This is a genomic window from Sphingomonas lenta (assembly GCF_002288825.1).
Lineage (GTDB): Bacteria > Pseudomonadota > Alphaproteobacteria > Sphingomonadales > Sphingomonadaceae > Sphingomonas > Sphingomonas lenta.
In genome coordinates this window covers 346,240-370,918 of sequence record NZ_NSLI01000003.1, presented here as the reverse complement: position 1 = coordinate 370,918, position 24,679 = coordinate 346,240, and the positions used below count along the sequence as shown (strand labels likewise).

Below are 24,679 nucleotides of genomic sequence, written 5' to 3'. Positions count from 1 at the left end.
TGGGAGGGCGGCCGGCCGCTTGTCCCGCGGCCTGCGACGGGCGGGGCGACGAGGCGGCGGAGCGGGCGACGAAAGCCGCGATCGGCGCGACGAGCGCGCCGCCCGGCCCCGGCGGTCAGATCAGATACTTGTTCCAGCGGTCGTAACGGTTCCGTATCGCGCCGCGACGCAGGCTTAGCGCGATCAGCGCGGCCCCGACCGCGATGCTGGCGATCATGTGGCCGGTGCCCGCTCCAGCGATGAACGGCGTCGCGAACAGCGCCAACCCCAGCGGAACGAGCAGGAAGCGCGCTGGCCGCGCGACCTCGGCGACCGCGATCGAGATCACCGTCAGCGCGAGCGAGCCGATCAGGTGGTCGAGGTCCGCCATCAGCCCTTCCGCCCCGAAGGTCAGCCGCGTGAACAGGAGCATCGCCGCGGCCAGCGCCGCGAGCGCCAGATTCCAGGGCAGGCTGACGCCGCCCGTCCACATGTCGCGGAACACCGCGCCGGGGCCCCGGTCGAACTCGTCCGCCGGCTGGTCGCGTGTCCCCTCGTCCGTGTCGCCGAACAGGAACACGCGCAGCCAGGGCCGCCCCGCCCTCGCCCGCCGGCGGATGAACTGGATGGTGGCGAGCAGCTCGTCGAGGCTGAAGGGCACCTGGATCAGCATGGCCGCCGCCGCGATCAGCGTCAGCGTCGCCCAGGTGCCGATCACGATGGGCTGGATGATGATGAAGAAGATCGACGTGATACCGAGCGGCGCGATCATCAGGCCGAACAGCACGACGAGCCACGGCATGGTGCGCCAGCGCCGCTGCGTACCGACGATGCCCGTCAGGATCTCGAGCGCGTAGGTGTAGCCGCCCAGCGCCGCGTCGGGCACCGGGAACGCCTCGGACACGCTGGAGGTGATCACCTCCTCCGTCCCGTTCTGCGGGTCGGCGGCGGAGCCGGGGAAGAAGGGCTCCCACACGTTCTCGATCTGCTCGAGCTGGTAGTTGGACAGGTAGCGGCTCACCAGCAGACCCACGAGCGCGAGCAGGATGATCGGCATGCGCTGCGTCCAGCTGGACGGGTTGTAGCTCCATCCGGGCGGCGTGGTGGGGCCGGTCAGCGCCGCGAGCGGCGTCGGGCCGACCTCCGGCTTGGTGCAGATCGCGAAGCCGAACGCCATGAGGCCGACGATCGTGTCGGACAGGAAGGCGGCGGGGTTCCGGGTCCAGAAGACGAAGGGCACCGCCATGATGAGCGCCGCCACGCCGGCGGTCGCCCAGCGCGCCCAGCCGAGCCGCCAGCTCAAGGACAGGGACGCGGTCACCATCAGCGCGGCGCCCAGCACGATCTCCGACCAGAACAGCCAGGGCTCGCGCACCTCGATCATCACCGGTTGCGTCAGGATCCAGGCGCCCAAGCCGATGTTCGCGAAATGCGCCCAGCGCGTGTCGCGGTGCTGGGCGCGATACCGCTCCTCATGGGCCCGACGCAGCGCTTCCGGGTTCTCGCCCGCTACCGCGGCGTCCTCCATCCAGTCGGGCGGATTGAGCTTGTTCGCCTTGTACCAGGCGAGCGGGTCGCGCTTCAGCCGCTTCACGGTCGCGGGCAGCGTGTCGGAGAGCCGGTGCCGCGGCCGCCAGCCGAGCCAGCTCTCGGCGCGTTCGATCCTGAGCGCGTAGTGGTCGCTCGCCATGCGCGTCATGAACGGGCGGATAAACGGCTTCTCGCCCTCGTCCAGCGCGTCGGGGACGATCGGCTCGGCCTTGAGCTGCGCCCAGGCGCCTACCGCCGCGACGGGCGCGGGGACGCGGATCGTCTCCCAATCCTCCTCCCCATGGATGAGCTTGCCCAGCCGGTCCTGCAGGTCGTCGTAACCGATCGCCTCGCGCTCGCCGACCAGGATGGCGGCGTCGGGCGGCAGGTCCGCGCGGCGGTCGACGGCGCGGACGAACGCGTCGATCATGTCCTCGCGGTGGATCATCGCCTGCCCCGCGCGGACGTCGCCCGAGTAGAGATGGCTCTGGAAGTCGCGCTCGTAGATGCGCGCGATCTGGTTGGCGAGCGTGGGGACGGAGGTCTCCTCGTCGTACAGCCCCGCGAGCCGCAGCAGGACGTAGGGGATGCGCCCGTGCTCTTGCGCGATGACCTGCTCGGCCTCGGCCTTGGACTTCGGATAGGCCCAGCCGGGCTCGATCGGCTGGTACTCGTCGATCGCCTCGCCGGGCTTGCCGGGCCGGTGGACGAGCATGGTGCTGGAATAGAGGAACTGCTCGACCTCGAGCGGCTGGAGCGCGCGTAGCAGACGGCGCGTGCCCTCGACGTTGACGGCGCGGTACTGCGGCTTGTCCTCGCCCGTGAAGTCAAAGAACGCGGCCAGGTGGATCACGCTGGCGATCCGCGACCCGTGCTCCTCGCGGAGCCGCGCGAGCGCCACGGAGACCGACTCGTCCTTCGTCAGGTCGACTTCGATCAGCGGGAAGTCGGTGCCCGTATCGGTCACGTCGAGGCCGACGACGCGATAGCGGTCGGCCAATGCCTTCGCGAGCGAGCGGCCGATATTGCCCGCCGCGCCCGTGATGACGACCAGCGGCTTCGCCCCGTCGGCGCTCGGCATCGGCTCTTCTCCTGAGGTGTCGGGCCCTCGAACCGCGCCGGCGCGCCTTCGTTCCCGTAACGACCTCAGCCGAGCGGGAGCGTGCGACCCTCGGCGGCGCTGCGCCGCGCCAGTTCGAGGAGGCGCAGGCCCGCCAGCGCCTCGGCCGGATCGACGGGCGGCGGTGCGCCGTCGAGGATCGCGTCCGCGACGCCCGCGTAGAAGCGCCGCCAATCGCCGCGCTCGGTCGGCACGCGCTCCGGCGCGGCGTCGCCGATCGTGAGGCGGCCGCGCAGGTCGTCCCCGTCCTCGCCAAAGCCGGGCGCGCTGATCGACCCGCCCGCGCGTAAACGGGCCTCCTGCGGGTCGATGCCGTACTTCACGAACCCGCCCTTCGTGCCGTGCAACGCGAAGCGCGGACGCGGATCGGCGACGAGCGTGGAGGCGGACAGGCGCACGCGGGTCCGCCCGTAGAAGAGCGTCAGGTCGAACCAGTCGTCCACCGCCGCTTGGCCGCGCTGCGCGGCGACGTCGCCCCGCACCGCCTGCGGAGGCCCGAACAGGCGGAACGCCTGGTCGACGAGGTGCGGACCCAAATCGGCGAGCAGGCCCGCACCGTCGCCGGGCTGCTCGCGCCAGCCCCGCTTGATGTCAGGGCGGAAGCGGTCCCAGCAGAACTCGGCCAGCATGACGTCGCCCAGCACGCCCGCGCGCACCAGCTTCTCGACGGTGAGGAAGTCGCCATCCCAGCGCCGGTTGTGGAACACGCTGAGCACGCGACCCCGCTCGCGGGCGAGGTCGATCAGCGCCTCGCCCTCGGCCGGGTCGGTGACGAACGGCTTGTCGACGACGACGTGCTTACCCGTCTCCAGCGTGGCGCGCGCGAGCGGCGCGTGGAGCTGGTTGGGCGTGGCGACCACGACGAGGTCGACCGACGGATCGGCGACCAGCGCATCCGCATCCGCCACGACCGCCACGTCAGGCAGCGCGGCGCGCACCGCGTCCGGCCGCGAGCTCGCCACCGCCGCCAGCCGCATCCGCGGCTCGGCCGCGACGAGCGGCGCGTGGAAGGCGGACCCGGCGAGACCGTAGCCGATCAGCCCAACGCGGATCATCGGCTCACGAGCTGCGCGCCGGCGAGGTCGAGCTGTGCGGCAGGGATCACCTCCAGCTGCGGGTAAGCGGCACGCAGCTTGTCGACGAACAGCTTGGCGTCGCCCACCACGACCACGCTGGCCGCGTCGTGCCGGAGGTTCGCCCGCGCCGCCGCGGACGCGCGCTCGGGCGTGACCGCCTCGATCCGTTCAATGAGCCGCGCCGCCTCGCCCGCGGGCAGGCCCTGCTGCACCAGCCCGGCGATTGTGGCCGCGAAGCCCTGGCTCGTCTCCGCCTGACGGCCGAGGCCGCCCGTCAGGAACGCCTTGCGCTGCGCGATCGTCTCCGCGTCCAGCGGCTCGGCGGCGAGGCGGTCGATCTCCGTCATCAGGATGCCGACCACGTCGGGCGCGCTCTCGTTCTTGGTCTGCGCCTGAGCGACCAGCAGGCTGTCGTCGGCGCGCGCGGCGAGCTGGCTGTACGAGCCGTAGGACAGGGCGCGCTTGACGCGCACCTCCTGGAACAAGCGCCCGTTCGAACCCGCGCCGAGCACCGCGTTCGCCACCGTCAGGTCGGGATAGGCCGGGTCGCGCCGGTCGAGCGTGCGCACGCCCGCCAGCACCGCCGCTTGCCCCGCGCCCGGCATGTCGATCACGACGACGCGGCCCTTCCCCGCCCGACCCGCCGGCGCGGCAGGAAGCACAGGTGCGGCACCCTCTGCTTGCCAGCCGGCGAACAGCCGCTCGGCCGTCCGCGCCGCCACGGCCGGGTCGACGCCGCCCGTCACGACCAGCGTGGCGAGGTCGGGCCGCCACCACTGCTTGGCGTAGGCGGCGAGCTCGTCGCGGGTGAGCGCGCCGATCGTGGCGGGCGTCGGCACCGCGCCATAGGGTGCGCTCCCGAACGCCACGGGCTGCATCGCCATCGCGGCGAGCGCGCCCGGGTTCTTGAGCGCTACCGACAGCTCGTCGAGCGACTGGCGGCGCTCGCGGTCGAACTCCCCTTGTGGGAAGGCGGCGTTGCGCGCCACGTCGGCGAGGATCGCGCCCGCCTGTTCCAGCGTGGCAACGGGCGCGGTGACGCTCAGCACCGTGCCGTCCGGCCCTACAGACGCGTCGAGCTCCGCGCCTAGCCGCTCCATCTCGGCCGCGAGCGCTTCCGCCGAGCGCGTCGCGGTGCCCTTGGTCGCGACCTCCGCCGTCAGCCCTGCGAGCCCCGCGCGGGCGCGCGGCTCGGTCGCGGAGCCGCCGGTGAACACCAGCGCCATGGTCGCGACAGGCACCTGCCCCGTGCGCGCGGTGACGACCTGCATCCCGTTCGCCAACCGCGTCTCGGCCATGGTCGGCGGCGTGGTCGGCACGGCGGCGGCGGGGCCGGGCGGCTGCTGGCGCTGCCCTTCGGGTGCCAACGCGAGCGGGGTACGTGTGGCGGGCGGCGGCGAGGACCAGCGCGGCATGGGCGTGGGGTTCGCCCAATCGTCGGCTTGGCCCGCCGGCCGCTGCTTCTCATCGAGGTAGCGGATGTCGACGCGCTTCTCGGGGGCGAGGTACCGGCGCGCCACGCGTTGCACGTCGGCGGCGGTGACGCGGCGCACGGCCGCCAGGCGCTTGTCGAGCGCGCGGGGATCGCCCGTCCGCACCAGCGCCTCGCCGAGCGCGAAGGCGCGGCCGCTGAACGTCTCGCGCTCGCGCAACGCCGCCGCCTGGATCTCGTTCTTGGCCTCGGCGAGCTCGGCGGCGGTGACAGGCTGCTCGCGGACGCGCGCCATCTCCTGGGCGAGCACCGCCTCCGCCTCCTCGACCGAACGGCCGCCGGCGAGCGTCACGGTGGGTGCGAAGAAGCCGCCGTCCTCCACGTCCGACAGCTGCGTCTGCGCGGCGGTCGCGATCTGCTTGTCGTACACCAGCGCGCGCTTCAGCCGCGAGCTGTCGCCCGTCGCCAGGATCGCGTCCAGCACCTCCAGCGCCGCCATGTCGGGGTGCGACGACCCCGGCACGCGCCACGTGCTGGCCACCAGCGGCAGCGGCACGTTGGGCGCGTAGGCGGTGACCGCGCGGGGGCCGGTGCGCGGCTTCTCGGTCGCGGTGATGGTGAGCGGGATCGCCTTCGCGCGGCGCGGGATGCTGGCGAAGTACTTGTCCACCAGCGCGTTCAGCTGCGCGGGCTCGAAATTGCCCGACACGATCAGCGTCGCCGTGTCCGGGCCGTAATAGGCCTCGTGGAACGCGCGCGCGTCAGCGAGCGTGGCGGCGTCCAGCTGCTCCAGGCTGCCGATGCCCGGCCGGCGGTTGGGGAGCGTGTCGTAGCTGTTCTCGTCCATCACGAGCCTGAGGCGGCCGTAGGGCGGCGCGAGCACGCGCTGGCGGAACTCCTCCTTCACGACGTTGCGCTCGGTCTCGAACACCTCGGCGTCGACCACGGGCCGCGCCATGCGCTCGGCATGCGTCCAGAGCATCGTCTCGAGGTATTGAGCGGGAACGATCTCGTAATAGTTGGTGCGGTCGAACCAGGTGGACGCGTTGCGCTGCCCGCCCACATTCTCCGTCAGCCGGTTGATCATGTTGTAGGGCATGTTCACCGTCTTGCGCGACAGGATGTGCTCGAACAGGTGCGCGAAGCCGGAGCGGCCCTCGGGGTCGTGCTTGGAGCCGACGTCGTACCAGACCTGCACGGTGACGTTGGGCGTGGTCGTGTCGCGCATGGCGATGACCTTGAGGCCGTTGGGCAGCGTGCGCTCGGTGAAGGCGAGCGGCGGTACGGCGATGGCCGCGGGCGCCTGCTGCGCCGCGACGGGCTGCGCCGCGGCGCCGAGCAGCAGGACGGCGAGGAGGCGGCGCGCGGTCTTGGTCACGATGAGGGGTCTCCCGACTAGGTCGCGGCGCACGATAGCCGCGCGCGCGCCGGCCGCAACGGGTACTGGCGGGCACGGGTGGGCGGCGGCATAGGGCGGCTATGCCTTTCCCGATCGACGCCGTCCGCGCCTGCTTCCCCGCCCTGTCCGTGCCCGACCGCGTCTATTTCGACGCGCCGGGCGGCACGCAGGTCTGCGCGCAAGCGATCGCGCGCATGGTCGAGCACCTGGAGACGGGCACGGCCAACTCGGGCGGGGTGTTCGCGACGAGCCGCGACACGGACGCGCTGGCCGAGGAGGCGCACGCGGCGATGGCCGACCTGCTCGGCGGCGACCCGGGCGAGATCGCGTTCGGGCAGAACATGACGTCGCTGACCCTTGCCGTGAGCCGTGCGCTGGCGCGCGAGTGGCGCGAGGGCGACGAGCTGGTCGTGACGCGGCTCGACCACGACGCGAACGTGGCACCGTGGCTCGCCGTCGCGGCGGACCGGGGCATGACGGTGCGCTGGCTCGACTTCGATCCGGCGGACGGGCGGTTGCGGCTGGACGAGCTGCCGGGGCTTTTATCCGACAGGACGCGGCTCGTCGCGGTGGGCGGGGCGAGCAACGCGCTGGGCACCGTCAACGACGTGGCGGAGGTGGTCCGGATTGTTCGCGCCAACTCGTCGGCGCTGGTGTTCGTGGACGCGGTGCAGCTGGCGCCGCACCTGCCCGTCGACGTGCGCGAGCTGGGCTGCGACATGCTGGCCTGCTCGCCCTATAAGCTGTTCGGGCCGCACCAGGGCGTGCTCTGGGGACGCGCCGACGTCATGGCGCGGCTGGAGGCGTACAAGGTGCGCCCCGCCTCGATCGATCCGCCCGCGCACCGGTTCGAGACGGGGACGCCTTCCTTCGAAAGCCAAGCGGGCGTACTGGGCACGATCGAGTATCTGGAGTGGCTGGGTGAGGAAGTCGCGCCGCGCAACAATGGGCGGCGCGAGCGGCTGCTAGCCGCGATGCGGGCGATCGCGGACTATGAGCGCGACCTGAGCCGGCGGCTGCTCGACGGTCTGGCGAGGGTGCCGGGGCTCAAGCTGTGGGGGCCGCCGGGAGTCGAAGGGCGCGTGCCGACCTTCTCGTTCACGATCGAAGGGTATCGCCCCGACGCGGTCGCCGCGCACCTGGCCAAGCGGGACATCTTCGCCTGGTCGGGCCATTTCTACGCCGTCGAGGTGATCCGGCGGCTGGGACTGGAGCAAGCGGGCGGGCTCGTGCGGGTGGGATTGTGCCACTACAACAGCGCGGACGAGGTGGACCGGCTCGTGGAGGCGCTCCGCGGGCTCTGACCCTACCCCCTTCGTCACCCCGGACTTGTTCCGGGGTCCATCGTGGTGCGAACGATCCGGCCGGAGCGCGCGTACGACGATGGATGCCGGAACAAGTCCGGCATGACGGAGCGGGTGCAGAAGCTGCGCCTACTCCCCCGGTCGGTAGGTTCGTTCGATATGGCCGGTGAGGTCCTCCGGGTGGAAGTAGACGGGGCGCAGGTTCCCCGCCGCGTAGAGCCCGGCCTGGTCGTTGAAGTGCTCCGATCGCGGATCGCCGCTCTGGCCGCCGGCGCTGACCGCGCGGGCCTGGACGCGGGGGCCGAACTCGACGGCGGCGACGAAGCTGTTGCCGAGCGTGCCGTAGTAGCGCTTGGTGCCGGGGTAGCGGCGCGCGCCGAACGAGGCGAGCGAGCCCCACACGGCGGACGTGAACGGCACGGGCGTGCTGGGGGCGGCGTCGTTGAATGGCTGGACGAGGTCGCCGGTCAGGCGCTGGAAGCGGTTGATCTCGCCCCAGGGGACGGCGACGCGGCCGAAGTCGGTACGCAGACGCGCCACCGCCTTCTCCAGCGCGGCGAGCTGGGTGTCGGCGGGCGCGGTCGCCATCGCGTCGTAGCGTAGGGTCCGCGGGCTGGTGGGCGCGACCGCCTCGCCCAGCGCCTCGCCCCAGAAGATCGCGAGCGAGGTCTCGGTCGACTGCAAGCCCCAGCGCCGGTCCCAGCGGCGCAGACGCTCGACGGGCTCGGCCAGACGCGCGCGGCGCGCGTCGGAGCGGGGCAGCGCGTCGTACGCGGCGAGGAGCGGCGGGAGCAGCCGGTCGAACGCGGTCAGGTATGGGTCATAGGCGATGCCGATCAGGCCGGGCAGCGTCACCGCCTTGGCGGGCTGGAGCAGCGCCAGCGCGTGGAGACCGCGCGGGTTCTCGCCGAACGTGTCCATGTACTTCGGGTACCGCGCCTGCACCGGCGAGTCCGGGCCGGCGGCGGTCCAGGGGTGGTTGTTGGTGTTCTGGATCCAGCCTAGCCTCGGGTTCACGATCTGCGGCAGTTCCACCAGCGCGTGCTCGCCGCGCCAGTCGGTTGCGGGGTCCGCGCCGTCGACGGGTTTGGTGTAGTCGAAGCGGTCGTCGCGGCGGGGGACGAAGTGGGGCAGCGTGAACGCGACCGTACCATCGCTGTCGGCGAAGACGGTATTGTTCGACGAGTTCGCCCGCCGTTCGGACACGCGCTGGAAGTCGCGCCAGTTCTTGGCCTTGGTACGCAAATAGCTCTGCTCCAGTGCGGCGACGGGGCGGTGCATCAGCGCGGTGGCGATCCAGCGGCCGCCTTCCGCACGGGTGATCGGGCCGTGGTGCGTGCGGTAGGTGGTGAAGCTCCGCTCGCCCACCCCGCCGTCGGACCGGCGGAAGCGGATGGTGACGGCGCGCGTCTCGACCGGGCGCTCCTCGCGGCCGTAGCGGTAGAAGAGGCGGCCGTCGCGGCGCACGACCGTTTGCGCGAACTCGTCCACCGCGTCGACGCCGCTCGACGTGTGCATCCAGCCGGCGTGCTCGTTGAAGCCCTGGTAGATGAAGAACTGGCCCCAGGTCGCCGCGCCATAGGCGTTCAGGCCCTCGCCGCTCGTGACCTGCTGCTCGGCGCGGAAGAAGAAGGAGGTGTGCGGATTGATGAGGAGCAGCGGGCGGCCGTTCGCGGACAGCTTCGGGCCGATCGCGATGCCATTCGACCCGCTCGGCTCGCGCTCCTCGCGGCCGAGCTCGGCCGCCGTCCAGGCGACGTCGCGGCGGCCGTAAAAGGCTTCGAGCTGCGACAGCGGCACGCGCTCCACGTCGCCGCCGATGCTGCCCTCGGTGAAGGAGAGCGCCATCCAGGGCTCGAACCGGGTGAGCACGCGCGCGCGGCCGGGGTTCTTGGCGAGCCAGTGGTTCAGCCCGTCGGCCCAGGCGTCCATCAGGCGGCGCAGCCATTGGGGGCTGCGGGCATAGCCGCGCTTCAGCTGTTCCGGGTCGTTCCATAGGCGCGCGCGGAGATCGGCCCAGATCGCCTTTTCCCCATCCGCCTCTGCAGTGCGGCCGAGCGCGGTCAGGTAATTGGCCTCGATACGCGGGAAGTCGTCCTCCGCCTGCGCATAGATCATGCCGAACACCGCGTCGGCGTCGGTGCGGCCGCGGATATGGGCGATGCCCCAGTCGTCGCGCGTGATCGTCACGCGGCGCGCTTGCTCGGGCGCCTGCCCGGCGGCGGGCGCGGCGAGCGCGAAGGCGAGCGCGGCAATGCGGATCATCGGGCGAGCAGGTCCCGCACCTCCGGGTGGCGCTCGGCATAGCCGGCGACGAAGGTGCAAAGCGGCACGAAGCGGAGCCCGCGAGCGCGCACGTCGTCGAGCGCGCCCTTGATCAGCCGCGACCCGATGCCACGCCCCTCCAGCTCGGGCGGCACCACCGTGTGCGTGAAGGCGACCGCGCCGTCCTCCATACGATAGGCGGCGATCGCGGTCAGGCCGTCAATCTCCAGCTCATAGCGTTGTTCGGCGTCGTTGCGGCGCACGTCCGTCATGTGCGGCTCCTATCGGCTGCGGGGGAAGTGCTCGGCGAGCGTGCGGCCGATGAGGCGCTGGCCGACCTTCACCTCGGCATCCGGCGTGTTGCCGAGCCGCACGACCACCACGCCGCGGCCCGTGCCGGAGTCGGGGCTGACGGTGACGTGCTGGCCCAGATGCCCTTCCGCGCTGGCGACGGTGGCGGGCGCGTCGGGAAACATGACGGCCGCGCCCGGCCGCGCGCGGTTAAGCCAGGTCTGGCCGCCATAGCCGGGGTTAGTCGCGGCCGGCGTTTTCATGAAGGCGAGCCAGTCGGGCGCCACTACCGGCGCGCCGGCGAGGCTGCGGCCGTCGAGGAGCAGCATCCCGAACCGGCCCCAGTCGGGGAGCGACATATGGACGATCGAGCCGCCCACCTGCGTCCCCGCGCCGTCGAACTCCAGCACGACCGAGCGGATGCCGGCGGGGCGGAACAGGCGCTCCTCGGCGAAGCGGCGATAGGCCTTGGCGCGCTCGCGCGGGTCGCGCGAGCCGGTCAGCGCGCGCGCGACGATCTCCGACAGGATGATCGAGGTGAGCGAGCTGTACTCGTATTTCGCGCCGGGCCGGGCCTCGAGCGGCTGGGCGATTGCGCGCGCCGCCATGTCGCCAGTGCCGCCGACGAACAGCACCTGGTTGGTGTCAGAGTTCTCGATCGGCCGGCCGACCTCGGTGTGCCGGAGCCCCGACGACATCGTGAGCAGGTGCCGGAGCGTGATCGCCCCGCGCGGGTCGTTCGGCTGGCGCCACTCCGCGACCGACGCGGGGGCGTCGAGCGCCAAGCGGCCGTCGGCGACGAGTTCGCCCACCAGCATGGCTGTGACCGTCTTCGCCATCGACCAGCTGATGAAGCGGTTGGCGTCGGAATAGCCGGGGGCGTAGCGCTTCGCGGCGACGCGGCCGTCGTTCAGCACCAGCACGGCGCGCGTGTCGCCCTGCTCGGGCGCGAAGAACGGGTCGAGCAGGGGATCGCGCGCGGCCTGGCCGTCGGCCGAGCCGGTCGCCGCGGCCAGCGCCAGCATCGCGATCAGTGGCGCTCTTCCCCTGGGCACCGCGCCAGCCTAGGCTTCGCGCCCATGAAAGCAAGGCGCGCGCTCGGCATCGGCTTGCCCGTCCTCCTGCTTGCCGGGATGGGCGGCGCGCTCGCCTATGCGGACCGGATGCGGCCGCAGATGGAGCTCGGCGTCGGCTATGCCGCGCGCGTGGCGTGCGCGTGCCGGTTCATCGGCGACCGGCCGCTTCAGGACTGCTACCGCGATTTCGAGCCGGGGATGGAGCCGATCCGCTTGGCCGAAGATGCGGGGGCGAAGGCGGTGACCGCATCCGTGCCGCTGCTGACGAGCCGCACGGTGCGGTACGACCCGGTGCTGGGGTGCCAGCCGGAGGCGTTTCGCCCCTAGTTCCTCCCCCGCTTACAGCGGGGGAGGGGAACCAGCGAAGCTGGTGGAGGGGGAACAACGGGATGCGGCATAGCGCTGTACCCCCACCACCACTCGCTACGCGAGCGGTCCCCCTCCCCCGCATCTGCGATGCGGGGGAGGGATTTGGATTACACGCGCCCCCTCAGCTCCACCACGATCGCCGCCAGCTCCTCCGGCGCGTCCTCCTGGAGGAAGTGGCCGCCGCCTTTGATCGTGCGGTGCGGCTGGCCCTGCGCGCCGGGCACGCGGCCCTGGAACACGCGCTCGCCGCCCGCGGTGATGGGGTCGGCGTCGCTGAAGCAGGTGACGAACGGCTTGTCGAACCGCTCCAGCACGGCCCAGGCCGCCTTGTTCTCCGCGACCGACGCGTGCTCGGGCGTCAGCGGCACGAGGCGGGGAAAGGCGCGCGCGCCCGCCTTGTACGTCTCGTCGGGAAAGGGCGCATCATAGGCGGCGACCTCGGCGTCGGTCAGCGTGCGGCCGCTCCCCATCTGCAGCACGCCGCCGACGGGGAGCTCGGGAACGTTCTGGCTGAAGTCGAGCCAGCTCTGAAAGGCGGGCGACATGCCCCTGCCCTCCGGCAGCCCGGTGTTCCCCGCCACCACGCCCGCGAACAGGTCGGGGCGCGCGGCGACGAGGCGCAGGCCGATTAGCCCGCCCCAGTCCTGGCAGAAGAGCACGACGTTCGACAGCTCGCGCCGGTCGAGCCATTCGAGCATCCAGGCGACGTGGTTCTCGTACGTATAGGCGCTCTGGTCCGCCGGCTTGTCGGAGCGGCCGAAGCCGACGAGGTCGGGCGCGAGCACGCGATAGCCGGCCGAGACGACCGGCGGGATCATGCGGCGGTAGAGGTAGGACCAGCTGGGCTGGCCGTGCATCATAAGCACGGCGGGCGCGCCGAGCGGGCCCTCGTCGAGATAGTGGACGCGCAGGCCCTCGCCGACGGTGTCGTAATTGGGTTGGAACGGGTAATCGGGAAGGCTCGCGAACCGTTCGTCGGGCGTGCGCAGGACGGACATCGGCGTCGTACCCCCTATTCGGTTTACGCCGGGAGCCTAGCAGATGTGCGCGGTCGCGCCAGACCCGTTCAACGAAGCATGGGCGGAACGAGCTCGGCGGACTGGGCGCGGCCGAACAGGTAACCCTGGCCCAGCGTGCAGCCGACCTCGTGCAGCCAGCGGAACTGGTCGGAGGTCTCCACGCCCTCCGCCACCGTCTCGATGCCGAGGTCGCGGCCCAGCCCGACCAGCGCGCGCACGATCGCCGCCGCGCCCGCGTCGCCGCACACGCCCGCGGTGAAGCTGCGGTCGATCTTGATGACGTGGATGGGGAAGCGTCTCAAATGCACGAGCGAGGCGAAGCCGGTGCCGAAATCGTCCAGCGCGACGCGCACGCCGGCGTCGGCCAGCTCGTGCAGCGTCCGCTCCACGTCGACGCCGCGGTCGCCGAGCAGCACCGTCTCCGTCAGCTCCAGCTCGAGCCTGTCGGCGGGCAGCCCGGCGAGCTCCAGCCGATCGAGCACGCGGCCGGTCAGGTCGCCGCGCACGAATTCGGCGTTGGACACGTTCACCGCGACGCGGCCGAACGCCACGCCCTCCCCGCGCCAGCGCGCCATGTCGGACACGACGCGGGCCAGCATGCGGTCGGACAGCTCGGCGGCGACGTTCCAATCCTCGAACGCCGCCTGGAGGTCGGCGGGCGGGCGCAGGCGGCCGGCGCCGTCGCGCCAGCGCAGCAGCGCCTCGAAGCCGACGACGCGGCCGGACTTCAGGTCGACCTTGGGCTGGTAGTGCGGCTCGACGCGCCCGGCGGCGAGCGCCTCGCGCGCGCGCTTCACCATGCCCGCCCGCCGGAGCACGCCCGCGCGCAGGCGTCGGTCGTAGAGCTCGGCGCGGCCGCGCCCCTCCGTCTTGGCGGCGTAGAGCGCGACGTCGGCGCTCTTGAGCAGCGCGCCCGCGCCGCGGCCGTGGTCGGGGAAGAGCGCGCCGCCGATGCTGGCATGGGCGTCGAGCCCGCGCCCGTCGACGACGAGCGGCTCGGCCAAGCGTCCGCGCAGGTTCTCCGCCGCTTCCGCCAGCGCGTCGCGGCTCGACACGCCCGGCAGGATCAGGCCGAACTCGTCGCCGCCGAGCCTGGCGGTGTTGACGGCCTCGCCCCCCGCGGCGGCCAGCAGCCGGTCGGCCGCCCCCTTGAGCACGGCGTCGCCGCCGTCATGGCCCAGCGTGTCGTTGACGCGCTTCAGATGGTCGAGGTCGAGGAGCAGCAGGCCGAACGGCTTCGCCCGCTCGACCAGCTTGCCCAACCGTTTGGAGAAGAGCGCGCGGTTGGCGAGCCCGGTAAGGGCGTCGTGCTGCGCGGCCCAGAGCAGGCGCTCCTGCTCCTCGCGGCGGTCGGTCACGTCGCGGAAGGTGACGATCACGCGCACCGGCCGGCCCGCCCCGTCGCGGAGGATGTGGCCGAAGGTCGACACCCAGCGGACGGCGCCCGTGTCGGCGCGGACGATCCGGTACTCGGCGCGGAACATGTGTCGGAGGTCGCCGCGCATCGCCGCGTGCTGGCGCGCGCGCACGGCGTCGCGGTCCTGCGGGTGGACGAGCGCGAGGTACGCTTCGTAGTCGGGCGGCGTCCCGTCGGGGACGCCGAACATGGCGCGGAGCTCGGGCGACCAGTCGCGCGCGCCCGTGGCGACGTCGTAGTCCCAGATGCCGAGCGCGGTGGAGCGTACGGCCAGGCGCAACCGCTCCTCGCCGAGCGCCTTGGCCTGCTCCGCCGCCACGCGATCGTGCACGTCCTCGACGAAGCCGTACCAGCGCTCGACGCCGCCGTCGGCGCTCCAGAGCGGCTTGGCGCGCGCGCGCATCCAGCGCAGTGAACCGTCGCGCATGCGCATGCGGAACTCGGCTTGGTACGGCACGCGGCTCGTCGCGGTGCGCTCGATGGCGGCGGTGAGCGCGGGCAGGTCGTCGGGATGCACCGCCGCCCGCCAGCCTTGCGCGCACGCGTCGGCGGGCGTGTAGCCCGTGAGGTCGAACCAGCGTTCGCCGATGTCGGTCACCTGTCCCGACGAATCGGCGGTCCAGGGGATGAGCGGGTTGATCTCGGCCGTGACGCGCGCATGCTCCTCCAGCGCGCGCAGCCGCGCCTCCGCCCGCTCCAGCGCGGCCGCGAGCGCCGGGACGTCGCCGAAGATCCGGGCGAGCGCGGGCTCGTCCGGCTGCGCTTCGCCGTCGGCGAGAAAGGCGGCGGGTGAGTGGTCCACGGGGCGACTTTCCGCTTCCTGCAAGCTGTTCGGTCAACCGACTAGGCCGCCGATGCTTAAATCCAGGTTAGGGACGGCGGCCCGGCGGGAACGGGCGGGCGCGCGCCCTCGTTCACGCGCGGGACCACGGACGGGACACGCGCAAGCAGCATGGGCAACATAGGTGAGATCGCCGGCTGGCTGGCATTGGCGGCGACTTCGGTCGCGGCGCTGATGACCGCATCCAACCTGGGGGCGAGGGTCACGGGCTGGGGGTTCGTGGTGTTCACGGTGGGAGCCGTTTGCTGGATCCTCCTGGGGTGGAGCCAGGGGGAAGCCGGGCGGACGCTGGTGATCTCCAACGCGTTCCTGTTCCTGGTGAACCTGGTCGGCATCTACCGCTGGCTCGGCCGCCAGGCGCGCTACTCGGACGGGAGCCGGCGGGCCATGAAACGGTCGGAGCGGACGCGCGGGCCGTCGCTTATGTCGGCGTGCACGCTCTTGAACGCGCCCATCAACGACCTGGACGGCGACAAGCTGGCGACCGTCGTGGATGCGATGCTGAGCCGCGAGGGACGCGACATCGTCTACCTCGTCGCCAGCCGCGGCGGCGTAGGCGGCGTGGGCGAGAAGCTGCATCCCATCGATCCGAACGCCGTCGAGCTGGGCGCGGACGGGATCACGACCAGGCTCTCGGGCGAGGAGATCGACCGGCTTCCCGTGCTGGAGCCCGACCGCTGGCCCGCCGAGCTGCCGCGCGAGGCGCGCGTCGCCGCCTAGCGCCGTAGCGCGCGGCGGACGGCGGGGAGCATGCGCCTGACCACCACGTCCACGCCGCGCGCGGTCGGGTGGAGGCCGTCGCCCTGGAACAGCGCGCGGTTGCCCGCTACGCCTTCGAGGAAGAAGGGGTAGAGCGGCACGCCGTGCTTCTTCGCCAGCCGCGGATAGATCGACTCGAAGCGCGCGCGGTACTGCGGCCCGAGGTTCGGCGCGGCGCGCATGCCGGCGAGCAGCACGGGGATGCCCCGCCGCTTCAGCTCGGAGATGATGCGGTCGAGGTTCGCCTCCGTCTGCTGGGGCGGCAGGCCGCGGAGCATGTCGTTCGCGCCAAGTTCCACGATGACGAGGTCGGGCCGCGCCTTTAGCCCGCGCAAACCCCAGAGCAGCCGCGCCCTCCCCTGCGCCGCCGTGTCGCCCGACACGCCGCCGTTCCTGACCTCGGCGGGCACGCCCGCTCCGCGCAGCGCGCGTTCGAGCTGTTCGGTGAAGCCCTCGCGCGGCGGCAGGCCGTAACCCGCGGTCAGGCTGTCGCCGAGCGCCCAGATCAGCGGCCGCTCGGGCGAGGCGTGCACCGGCGCGGCGAGCAGCAACGCGAGCAACAGGTGGACAAGCCCGCTAATCGGCCCGTATCGCATCACCCGTGACATCCGACACCTCCGGCCGCAGCGCTACCACGGTGATCCAGGCGCGCAACCTCACGCTCCGCCTCGGCCGCCACCCCGCGCAGGTCGAGGTGCTGCGCGGGATCGATCTGGCCGTCGAGGCGGGCGAGACGGTGGCTTTGCTGGGGCCGTCGGGGTCGGGCAAGTCTTCGCTGATGGCGGTGTTGTCCGGCCTGGAGCGCCCGTCGAGCGGCGAGGTGGTCGTGACCGGGCTCGACTTCGCGCGGCTGGACGAGGACGCGCTGGCGGTGGCCAGGCGCGGGCGGATCGGCATCGTGCTCCAGGCCTTCCACCTTCTCCCCACCATGACCGCGCTGGAGAATGTCGCGGTGCCGATGGAGCTGGGCGGCGCGCGCGACGCCTGGGACCGGGCGCGCGACGAGCTGGACGCGGTGGGGTTGGGCAAGCGCCTCCACCACTATCCCGCCCAGCTGTCGGGCGGCGAGCAGCAGCGCGTCGCCATCGCCCGCGCGTTGGGGCCGGAGCCGTCCCTGCTCTTCGCCGACGAGCCGACGGGCAATCTCGACACGGCGACGGGCGCGGAGATCATGGACCTGCTCTTCGCCCGCCGTGCGGAGCGGGGGGCGACGCTGTTCGTCATCACGCACGACGCGAAACTGGCGGAGCGATGCGCGCGGGTGGTGAGGCTGGCGGACGGACGGGTCGTGTCGGACGAGCGGCGAGCGTGAGTCGAACCTTCGCCCTTCCCTCCCGTCACCCCGGACTTGTTCCGGGGTCCATCGCTGTCCGAGCGAAGCGTTGGAGAGCGTGGGGAGGTCCGTTCGTGCGAAACTGGACAGGTCACCACCCGCACCACGATGGACCCCGGAACAAGTCCGGGGTGACGGGCGAGTGTGGAGAAGCGACGGCGTGACGCTCGCCCTCCGCCTCGCTTGGCGCGACCTCAAGCGCAGCGGGCGGGGATTGTTGCTGCTCGGCCTGTGCCTGCTGCTCGGCACCGCGGCGCTGGCGGGGATCGGGTCGGTGTCGGCGAGCATGCTGGCGGCGCTGTCGGACCAGGGACGCACCGTGCTGGGCGGCGACCTGGAGCTGCGCGTGTCGCAGCGTCGCGCGACGGTCGAGGAGCAGTCGATGTTCTCCTCGCTCGGCCGCCTGTCCGAGACGCTGTCCTTGCGCGCGATGGTCGAGCCGGAGGGCGGCGCGCCGACGCTCGTCGACCTCAAGGCGGTGGACGACCACTGGCCGCTGATCGGCCGCTTCCGCCTAGAACCCGGCGCGCCCGCGCCCGGCCGCGTGCCGGGCGGCGCGATCGTCGCGGAGGCGCTGGCGGACCGGCTGCGGTTGCGTGTCGGCGACCCGATCCGCGTCGGCGAGGCGCGGCTGACCATCACGGGCGTCATCGCCGAGGAGCCCGACGCGCTCGGCGAGGGGTTCAGCCTGGGGCCGCGCGTCATCGTCGACTTGCCCACGCTCGACCGCACGGGGCTGGTCCAGCCGGGCACGCTCTACACCAGCCGCTACCGGCTCGCGCTCGAACGGCCGGAGCAGGCGGCCGCGCTCGGCGACGCGGTCAGGCGGCGCTTCCCGAACGCCGGCTGGTCGGCGCGCACCGCGACCGAGGCGGGCGGGGGCCTGCGCCGCGGCATCGGCCAGCTCGGCCAATTCCTGCTGCTCGTCGGCCTCGCCGCGCTCGCCATCGCGGGCGTCGGCGTGGGCAGCGGCGTGTCCGCCTACCTCGCCGCCAAGACGCGCACGGTCGCTACGCTCAAGGTGCTGGGCGCGCGCTCCGGGCTGATCGCATCCATGTTCCTCGCCGAACTCGGGCTGGTGGCGGGGCTGGGGCTGCTGCTCGGCCTCGCGGTCGGCGCCGCCGCCCCGGCGATCGTCGTCGCGGTGGCGGGCGAGGCGCTGCCCGTCCAGCCGCGGCTCGGCCTCTACCCCCGCCCGCTCGGGCTGGCGGCGGCGCTGGGAATCATCGTCACGCTGCTCTTCGCGCTGCCCGCGCTGGCCCGCGCGCGCGCGGTGCCCGCCGCCGCGCTGCTGCGCGACGCGGTGGCGCGCCGGCGTTGGCCGCCCACGCCCACGATCGCCGCCATGGCGTCGCTCGTCGCGGCGCTGGTCGCGCTGGCGGTGCTGACCGCGACCGACCGGCGGCTCGCGGGCTGGTTCGTGGGCGCGACCGCGGCGCTGATCCTGGGGCTGTGGCTCGTGGGCCTCCTCGTCCGCTGGCTCGCCGCCCGCGCGCCGCGGCCGCGGGGAACGCTCATGCGGCTGGGGCTCTCTGGGCTCCACCGGCCGGGTGCGCAGACCGACCGGCTGGTGGTGGCGCTGGGGCTCGGCTTCTCGATCTTCGTCGCGCTGGCGGCGATCAACACCAGCCTCTCCCAAGCCATGCGCTCCACCGCGCCCGAGCGCGCGCCGCGCTTCTTCGCGATCGACCTCCAACCCGACGACGCGCCCGCCTTTCGCCGCGCCGTCGCGTCGGCTGCGGGGGCGAACCGGATAGAGACGACGCCTAGTTTACGCGGCTCGATCATCGCGCTGAAGGGCCGGCGCGTCGACGAGATGGGCGACCTGCCCGAGGGCGCCTGGGTGCTGCGCGGCGACCGCACCATCACTTGGTCGACCGCCGTGCCGCCGCGCAACCGCGTCGTGGAGGGGCGCTGGTGGCCCGCCGACTACAAGGGCCCGCCGCTCGTCTCGCTGGAGGACCGCGCGGCCGAAGCGCTCGGCCTCAAGATCGGCGACGAGATCACCGTGCTCGTGCTCGGCGTGGAGGTGCCCGCGCGCGTCGCCGCGCTGCGCCAGATCGACTGGAACGCGCTCGGCCTCAACTTCGCGATCGTCTTCTCGCCGGGCCTGATCGAGGAGGCGCCGCACGGCGTCTTGGCAAGCGTCTATTCCGACCCGGCGCGCGACGGCGCGGTCGCGCGCGCGGTGGCGGACGCGCTGCCGTCGGTGACTCTGGTGCGCGTCGGCGACGTGATCGGGCAAGTGGGCGAGCTGATCGGCCGCATCGCGCTGGCGGTGCGCGTCGCCGCGGCGGCGACGGTGGCCGCGGGCATCGCCGTGCTCGTCGGCGCGGTCGCCGCCTCCGCACGCACCAGGCGCGCCGACGCGGTGGTCTTGAAGCTGCTGGGCGCGACGCGGCGGCAGGTCTTGGGCGCGCAGGCGATCGAGTACGGGCTGCTCTCGCTGCTGCTCGTGGGCGTGGCGCTCGCCGTCGGGCTGGCCGCCGGGTGGTTCGTGATGACGCGGTTGTTCGAGCTGCCTTTCGCGCCCTCCTGGTGGGCGGTCGGGGGCACGATCCTCGCGGCGGCCGGCGCGACCGTCCTGGTCGGCGTGTTGGGCAATCTGCCAACCTTGCGCGTTCGCCCCGCCGAGGCGTTGCGCGACGCGTGACGCTTGCGTCCGTCGGCCCGGCGGATATGTCGTATTTATTCACGTCTGACGGAGCACGGCCTTGAAGATCGCCCGCATCGAAACCTTCGTCGTCCCGCCCCGCTGGCTGTTCGTCCGCGTCGAGACGCAAGACGGCGCGTTCGGCTGGGGCGAGGCGAGCCTGGAAGGCTGGGCGGAGTCGGTCGACGGCGCGTTCGAGGCGCTGCGCGACCGCTTCATCGGCCACGATCCTCGCCGCATCGAGGATATCTGGCAGGTCGCGTACCGCGGCGGCTTCTATCGCGGCGGGCCGGTGCTCATGTCGGCGCTGGCGGGGCTCGAACAGGCGCTGTGGGACCTGAAGGGCCGCCACTACGGCGTCCCCGCCTGGGAGATGCTGGGCGGCCAGGTGCGCGAGTTCATCCGCGCATACGCCTGGATCGGCGGCGACCGGCCGGACGACGTGGCCGCCAATGCGGCCGCGCGTCGCGAGCAGGGCTTCACGGCGGTGAAGATGAACGCCACGGCCGAGCTCGACTTCCTGGGCACGCCCAAGCTCTTGGACGAGGTCGTGCAGCGCGTCCGCGCGGCGCAGGCAGAGGGCATGGACGTCGGCCTCGACTTCCACGGCCGCGTGCACAAGCCGATGGCGAAGCAGCTCGCCAAGCTGCTCGAACCGCTGGGCCTGCTCTTCATCGAGGAGCCGCTGCTGTCCGAGAACCCGGAAGGGCTGGCGCAGCTCAGCCAACTCGTCTCCACGCCGATCGCGCTGGGCGAGCGGCTCTACTCGCGCTGGGACTTCAAGCCGTTCCTGGCGGCGGGCGCGGTCGATATCATCCAGCCTGACCTGAGCCACGCGGGCGGCATCCTGGAATGCCGCAAGATAGCCGCGATGGCGGAGGCGTACGACGTGGCGGTCGCGCCGCACTGCCCGCTGGGACCGCTGGCGCTGGCGTCATGCCTCCAGCTCGCCGCCTGCACGCCCAATCTCGCGATCCAGGAGATGTCCTTGGGCATCCACTACAACGTCGGACACGACCTCCTGCATTTCGTCACCAACAAGGACGCGCTGACGCCCGTCGAGGGCAACCTCCCCATCCCGCAGGGGCCGGGCTTAGGCGTCGAGATCGACGAGGCGGCGGTGCGCGAGGCGGCCAAGGAGCCGCACCGCTGGCGCAACCCCGTGTGGCGCTACAAGGACGGCAGCTTCGCCGAATGGTGAGGCCGGACCAGGGCTAGCGCGAGCGCGCCCGCCCCCCCCTCCTCGACATCGACCACGTCCGGCCGCGCAGCCCCCCGCGCGCCCGCGGTGCCGACATGCACGGTGGCGGTGCCGAGCCGCCGCTGGAGCCAGCTCCGCGACACGGTGACCGCCTGGACGTTGTCGAGCGGCACCACCCACTCGCGCGCGGTGATCACGCCGCGCGTCACCTGAAGCGTGTCGGGGCCGAGCGCGAAGCGGTGCCGCCGCCGCGCCAGCAGTGCCGCCGCGACGGGGATCGCGAACAGGGGCAGCGCGAGCAGCGCCGCCGGTTCGAAGAACGAGGCCGCCAGCACCGCGACGAGCGGCAGTGTGACGTAGCTCAGCAGCATGCGCGGGACATGGCCGGCGGCGACCGGGCGGAGCGCGTCGCGGTCGATGAGCGGCAAGCCCGCCGCCTCGGCGACGGCCGCGATCTCCGCGTCGCGCGCGAAGGGCGCCATCTCCTGCCGGCCGCCGGGATCGTCGCTGCCGCCCAGCGTCTGGAACTGGAGCCCCGCCCAGCCGAGCCGGCCGCTCACCAGCCCGCGCTCGACAAGCGACAGCTGCACGCGCTTCGCCGCGACCACCACCTCCGAGCGCGTCAGCAGTCCGCGCCTCCTGCGGAAGCGCCCGTCCGCCACCGTGACCCGGAACCCCCATTGCGCGAGCACGGTGCGCACCACGCCCGCGACCAGCCCGAGCAGCAGCGCCACAGGGACGAGAGCGAGGAGTGCCAGGAGCGCGGTGCGCCCCGCCCTGATCTCCTGCTCGGCGACGCCTAGCCAGCGCAGCACCGTTTCGCGATCGAGGTTGACGAAGCCGTCCAGCGCCTGGAGCGCGGCGTAGATGCCCGCGATCCACACGAGCGAGAAGCGGAACAGGCCCATCAGGAGCACGCGGCCCGGCAGCATGGCGAAGAGGACGCGCTCGGCCGGCGCGTCCGCCTCCCCAGCCTCCGCCTGGCGCAGCAGGTCGCGCAGGCGCGTGGCTTCGGCGAGCGAGACGCTGTCGATCGCGCCCTCGTTCTTATCGCCCCCACCCGTCTCCAGCCGCACCAGCGCCAGACCGAACAACCGCTGCAGCGCGTGCTGCTCGATCGACACGTCCTGGATGCGCGAGCGCGGGATGGTGCGGCGGCTCTTGCTGAACACGCCGTCGGCGATGGTGAGCCCGTCCGCGTCGACCTGATAGGTGAAGGCGCGCCACTGCGCCCAGGCGACGACCGCACTGACGGCGGCCATGACCAGCACGACGAGCGCGATTTCGCGCAAGCCCCGCCCGCCCGCGACCGCGAAGAAGGCGGGCAGGCCGAGCAGCGTGGACGGCGCCTGGCGCAGCATCTGCACCGCCACCGTGCCCGGGTGGCGGCGGCGCGGTCCGCTCACCGGGCTTCCCGTTCGATGGAGGCGCGGATGTCGTCGCGGATCCGCTCCGCCTCCTCGCGCAGGAGGCCGGGCAGGACGACGCGGCTGTGCTCCGTGCCCGCCGTGTGCAGCACCAACGTGGCGAGGCCGTGCTTGCGCTCCAGGGGCGCGCGGGTGAGGTCGATATGCTGGACGCGGCGCACGGGCACGATCGTGTGCGCGTGCGTCCACCAGCCGCGCGCGACGTGCAGCTCGGTCTCGGTGAACGCATAGGCCCAGCGCGCCCAGCGCCGCTGCGGCGCGAGGAACACGGACCACGCCGCCAGGAGCAGCGCGGGCGCCGCGACCAGCCCCGGCGGACCGCCCTGCGACCGTACGGCGATCTCGGCCCCGAGCGCGAGCGCGAGCAGCACGCCCGCGTTGATCGCGGCGCGGGTCCTGAGGACGGAGAGATAGGCGGGCTCGAGCGGGCGGAGCGCTAGGTCGTCGATCACCGCGCCGTTATGGGCGGCGGCGGGCCGGGCTGTCCATCGCGCCCGCGCGGTCCGGTTTTCAAATCACGCCCGCCTTGACCTGCTTCACCGCCTGATCCGCCGCGCGCGCGGTGAACGCCATGAAGGTCAACGACGGGTTCACGCACGACGCTGACGTCATCTGCGCGCCGTCGGTGACGAACAGGTTGGGCGCGTCGTGCGCCTGGCTCCATTTGTTGACCACCGACCGGCGCGGGTCGGCGCCCATGCGCGCGCCGCCCATCTCGTGGATGCCGTCGCCGGGCACGTGCTCCTTCTCGTCGCTGCCGACGTTCACCAGCCCTGCCGCGCGCAGCATCGCCTCGCCCTGCTCGCGCGCGTCGCGCATCATCTTGAGCTCGTTCTCGCGGAAGGTGACGTTGAACACCATCAACGGCACGCCGAACCGGTCCTTCTTGGTCGGGTGCAGCGACACGCGGTTGTCCTCGTAGGGCAGGCACTCGCCGAACGCGCCCATGCCGAAGCGCCAGGGTCCGTAGCGGCGCATCCCGTGCTTCATCGACGCGCCGAACCCTTCCGGCAACGCCACCGGGCGGTACGCGCTCCCCTGATAGCCGTAGCCGCGCACGAAACCCGACCCGTCGTCGCCGCCGAAGTTGCGGAAGCGCGGCACGTACACGCCGCCCGGCCGGCGGCCATATTCGACGATGTCGGTGAAGCCCGGCACCTCGCCATAGGCGTGGGTGCGGTGGATATGGTCCATGACGTAGCGGCCGAGCGTGCCGCTGCCGTCGAACCAGCTGCGGCCATCGGGCCGGCGCGAGTTCATGAGGATCTGCAGCGACGCGATCGCCGACGCGCACAGGAAGACGAGCCGGGCCGGGATCGTCTCCGCCGCACCCGTCTTCGCGTCCACCACGCGGACGGCGGTCACGCGCTTCTTCGCCGGATCATAGTCGAGCCCGGTCACCACCGCGTCCGACCGGAGCGTCAGCCGCCCCGTCGCGCGCGCGGCGGGAAGCGTCACCGCCTGGGTCGAGAAATAGGCGCCGAACGAGCAGCCGCGCCCGCACTGGTTGCGCATCTGGCATTTGGTGCGGCCCTGCTCCGGCTTGTCCTCCGTCAGGTTCGACAGCCGCGCGTTGATGAGCTTGCGCCCGGGAAACGCCTTTTCGAGGTTCGCCTTGACCCACTTCTCCGGCGCGTTCATCGGCATGGGCGGCTGGAACTCGCTGTCGGGCAGATAGGACAGGTTCTCGCGCGAGCCCGACACGCCCGCATATTTCTCGACGTACGAGTACCAGGGCGCGAGGTCGTCGTAGCGGATCGGCCAGTCGAGCGCGACGTTCTCGCGCTTGTTGGCCTCGAAGTCCTCCGGGCTCCAGCGGAAGCTCCACCGCCCCCAGATCAGCGACTTGCCGCCGACCGCGCCGGGACGGATCCAGTAGAATTTGCTGCCCTCGTCGTACGCATAGGGGTCCAGCCGGTCGTTGTTGTGGTGCTGGATTTTGGCGGGCGAGACATAGCCGTGCTTGCCGATGAAATAGTCGCTCTCGACCAGCCGCTGCGGCATGATGTCGCGGCTCGGGATCTCGGCGTCCGACTTGCCCTCGTGCGCGTACTCGCCGTGCTCGACCATAACGCCGCGGTCGAGCATGAGCACCTTCAAGCCCTTTTCCGTCAGCTCCTTGGCCGCCCAGCCGCCGCTGACGCCGGAGCCGATCACGATCGCGTCGAACCTGTCCGTGGTTGCCATG

18 protein-coding genes are annotated in these 24,679 nt (G+C 72.4%); 6 read left to right on the top strand and 12 right to left on the bottom strand.

The window, feature by feature from the left end; translation table 11 throughout:
- Positions 1-115: 115 nt before the first annotated feature.
- The 3 genes from CKY28_RS09030 to CKY28_RS09020 all read right to left on the bottom strand — a co-directional run bounded on the left by CKY28_RS09030 (position 116) and on the right by CKY28_RS09020 (position 6,515).
- A complete protein-coding gene (locus CKY28_RS09030) occupies positions 116-2,590 on the bottom strand; it encodes an NAD-dependent epimerase/dehydratase family protein (protein ID WP_095998011.1) in 2,475 nt (824 codons plus the stop codon).
- A gap of 65 nt (positions 2,591-2,655) precedes the next feature.
- Positions 2,656-3,684, bottom strand: a complete 1,029-nt coding sequence (locus CKY28_RS09025) for an oxidoreductase (RefSeq protein WP_095998010.1) — start codon at positions 3,682-3,684, stop codon at positions 2,656-2,658.
- Positions 3,681-6,515, bottom strand: a complete 2,835-nt coding sequence (locus CKY28_RS09020) for a M16 family metallopeptidase (protein ID WP_095998009.1) — start codon at positions 6,513-6,515, stop codon at positions 3,681-3,683. The genes CKY28_RS09025 and CKY28_RS09020 overlap by 4 nt, the downstream gene beginning before the upstream one ends.
- A gap of 101 nt (positions 6,516-6,616) precedes the next feature.
- Between CKY28_RS09020 and CKY28_RS09015 the strand changes: the two genes are divergently transcribed.
- Positions 6,617-7,840, top strand: a complete 1,224-nt coding sequence (locus CKY28_RS09015) for a cysteine desulfurase-like protein (RefSeq protein WP_095998008.1) — start codon at positions 6,617-6,619, stop codon at positions 7,838-7,840.
- 129 nt (positions 7,841-7,969) lie between these two features.
- On the opposite strand, the gene CKY28_RS09010 is transcribed toward CKY28_RS09015, so the two are convergent.
- The 3 genes from CKY28_RS09010 to CKY28_RS09000 are packed head-to-tail and all read right to left on the bottom strand — an operon-like array spanning position 7,970 to position 11,451.
- Positions 7,970-10,105, bottom strand: a complete 2,136-nt coding sequence (locus CKY28_RS09010; protein WP_095998007.1) for a penicillin acylase family protein — start codon at positions 10,103-10,105, stop codon at positions 7,970-7,972.
- On the bottom strand, positions 10,102-10,377 hold the full coding sequence (locus tag CKY28_RS09005) for a GNAT family N-acetyltransferase (RefSeq protein ID WP_095998006.1): 276 nt from the start codon (positions 10,375-10,377) through the stop codon (positions 10,102-10,104). The genes CKY28_RS09010 and CKY28_RS09005 overlap by 4 nt, the downstream gene beginning before the upstream one ends.
- A gap of 9 nt (positions 10,378-10,386) precedes the next feature.
- Positions 10,387-11,451 (bottom strand): serine hydrolase domain-containing protein, encoded by a 1,065-nt coding sequence (locus CKY28_RS09000; protein ID WP_141243891.1) that lies wholly within the window; start codon positions 11,449-11,451, stop codon positions 10,387-10,389.
- Positions 11,452-11,475: 24 nt separating this feature from the next.
- On the opposite strand from CKY28_RS09000, the gene CKY28_RS08995 reads away from it, so the two are divergent.
- Entirely contained in the window at positions 11,476-11,799 is a 324-nt protein-coding gene (locus CKY28_RS08995; RefSeq protein ID WP_095998004.1) for a hypothetical protein, read from the top strand.
- A gap of 149 nt (positions 11,800-11,948) precedes the next feature.
- Here CKY28_RS08995 and CKY28_RS08990 read toward each other — a convergent pair whose 3' ends face one another.
- Together CKY28_RS08990 and CKY28_RS08985 are read right to left on the bottom strand one after the other, a co-directional pair.
- Complete coding sequence (locus CKY28_RS08990; RefSeq protein WP_095998003.1) at positions 11,949-12,839, bottom strand: haloalkane dehalogenase; 891 nt, start codon at positions 12,837-12,839, stop codon at positions 11,949-11,951.
- A 68-nt stretch (positions 12,840-12,907) separates the two neighbouring features.
- A complete protein-coding gene (locus CKY28_RS08985; RefSeq protein WP_176473030.1) occupies positions 12,908-15,079 on the bottom strand; it encodes a putative bifunctional diguanylate cyclase/phosphodiesterase in 2,172 nt (723 codons plus the stop codon).
- A gap of 150 nt (positions 15,080-15,229) precedes the next feature.
- On the opposite strand from CKY28_RS08985, the gene CKY28_RS08980 reads away from it, so the two are divergent.
- Complete coding sequence (locus CKY28_RS08980; RefSeq protein WP_095998001.1) at positions 15,230-15,838, top strand: PRC-barrel domain-containing protein; 609 nt, start codon at positions 15,230-15,232, stop codon at positions 15,836-15,838.
- Here the strand turns inward: CKY28_RS08980 and CKY28_RS08975 are convergent.
- Positions 15,835-16,485 carry an arylesterase gene (locus CKY28_RS08975; protein ID WP_095998000.1) on the bottom strand — a complete coding sequence of 217 codons (651 nt, stop codon included), beginning with the start codon at positions 16,483-16,485 and terminating at the stop codon, positions 15,835-15,837. The genes CKY28_RS08980 and CKY28_RS08975 overlap by 4 nt on opposite strands.
- Here CKY28_RS08975 and CKY28_RS08970 point away from each other — a divergent pair.
- From CKY28_RS08970 to dgoD, 3 genes are all read left to right on the top strand, one after another.
- Complete coding sequence (locus tag CKY28_RS08970) at positions 16,479-17,189, top strand: ABC transporter ATP-binding protein (RefSeq protein WP_245841739.1); 711 nt, start codon at positions 16,479-16,481, stop codon at positions 17,187-17,189. The two genes, CKY28_RS08975 and CKY28_RS08970, sit on opposite strands and share 7 nt — an antisense overlap.
- A 181-nt stretch (positions 17,190-17,370) precedes the next feature.
- Positions 17,371-19,863: an ABC transporter permease gene (locus CKY28_RS08965; protein WP_095998574.1), complete on the top strand. Its 2,493-nt coding sequence runs from the start codon at positions 17,371-17,373 to the stop codon at positions 19,861-19,863.
- Positions 19,864-19,924: 61 nt separating this feature from the next.
- A complete protein-coding gene (gene dgoD / locus CKY28_RS08960; protein ID WP_095997998.1) occupies positions 19,925-21,064 on the top strand; it encodes a galactonate dehydratase in 1,140 nt (379 codons plus the stop codon).
- Here dgoD and CKY28_RS08955 read toward each other — a convergent pair.
- The 3 genes from CKY28_RS08955 to CKY28_RS08945 are packed head-to-tail and all read right to left on the bottom strand — an operon-like array spanning position 21,034 to position 24,678.
- Positions 21,034-22,470: a PH domain-containing protein gene (locus CKY28_RS08955; RefSeq protein ID WP_095997997.1), complete on the bottom strand. Its 1,437-nt coding sequence runs from the start codon at positions 22,468-22,470 to the stop codon at positions 21,034-21,036. The two genes, dgoD and CKY28_RS08955, sit on opposite strands and share 31 nt — an antisense overlap.
- Entirely contained in the window at positions 22,467-22,943 is a 477-nt protein-coding gene (locus CKY28_RS08950) for a PH domain-containing protein (RefSeq protein WP_095997996.1), read from the bottom strand. Before CKY28_RS08950 ends, CKY28_RS08955 begins: the two co-directional genes overlap by 4 nt.
- Before the next feature lie 58 nt (positions 22,944-23,001).
- Complete coding sequence (locus tag CKY28_RS08945; RefSeq protein ID WP_095997995.1) at positions 23,002-24,678, bottom strand: GMC oxidoreductase; 1,677 nt, start codon at positions 24,676-24,678, stop codon at positions 23,002-23,004.
- Between the last annotated feature and the right edge of the window lies 1 nt (position 24,679).

Bases quoted from the DNA above. Each gene is read 5' to 3' on its own strand.
- CKY28_RS09030 (WP_095998011.1), bottom strand. From the start codon at position 2,590: ATGCCGAGCGCCGACGGGGCGAAGCCGCTGGTCGTCATCACGGGCGCG.
- CKY28_RS09025 (WP_095998010.1), bottom strand. From the start codon at position 3,684: ATGATCCGCGTTGGGCTGATCGGCTACGGTCTCGCCGGGTCCGCCTTC.
- CKY28_RS09015 (WP_095998008.1), top strand. From the start codon at position 6,617: ATGCCTTTCCCGATCGACGCCGTCCGCGCCTGCTTCCCCGCCCTGTCC.
- CKY28_RS09010 (WP_095998007.1), bottom strand. From the start codon at position 10,105: ATGATCCGCATTGCCGCGCTCGCCTTCGCGCTCGCCGCGCCCGCCGCC.
- CKY28_RS09005 (WP_095998006.1), bottom strand. From the start codon at position 10,377: ATGACGGACGTGCGCCGCAACGACGCCGAACAACGCTATGAGCTGGAG.
- CKY28_RS08995 (WP_095998004.1), top strand. From the start codon at position 11,476: ATGAAAGCAAGGCGCGCGCTCGGCATCGGCTTGCCCGTCCTCCTGCTT.
- CKY28_RS08990 (WP_095998003.1), bottom strand. From the start codon at position 12,839: ATGTCCGTCCTGCGCACGCCCGACGAACGGTTCGCGAGCCTTCCCGAT.
- CKY28_RS08980 (WP_095998001.1), top strand. From the start codon at position 15,230: ATGGGCAACATAGGTGAGATCGCCGGCTGGCTGGCATTGGCGGCGACT.
- CKY28_RS08975 (WP_095998000.1), bottom strand. From the start codon at position 16,485: ATGTCACGGGTGATGCGATACGGGCCGATTAGCGGGCTTGTCCACCTG.
- CKY28_RS08945 (WP_095997995.1), bottom strand. From the start codon at position 24,678: ATGGCAACCACGGACAGGTTCGACGCGATCGTGATCGGCTCCGGCGTC.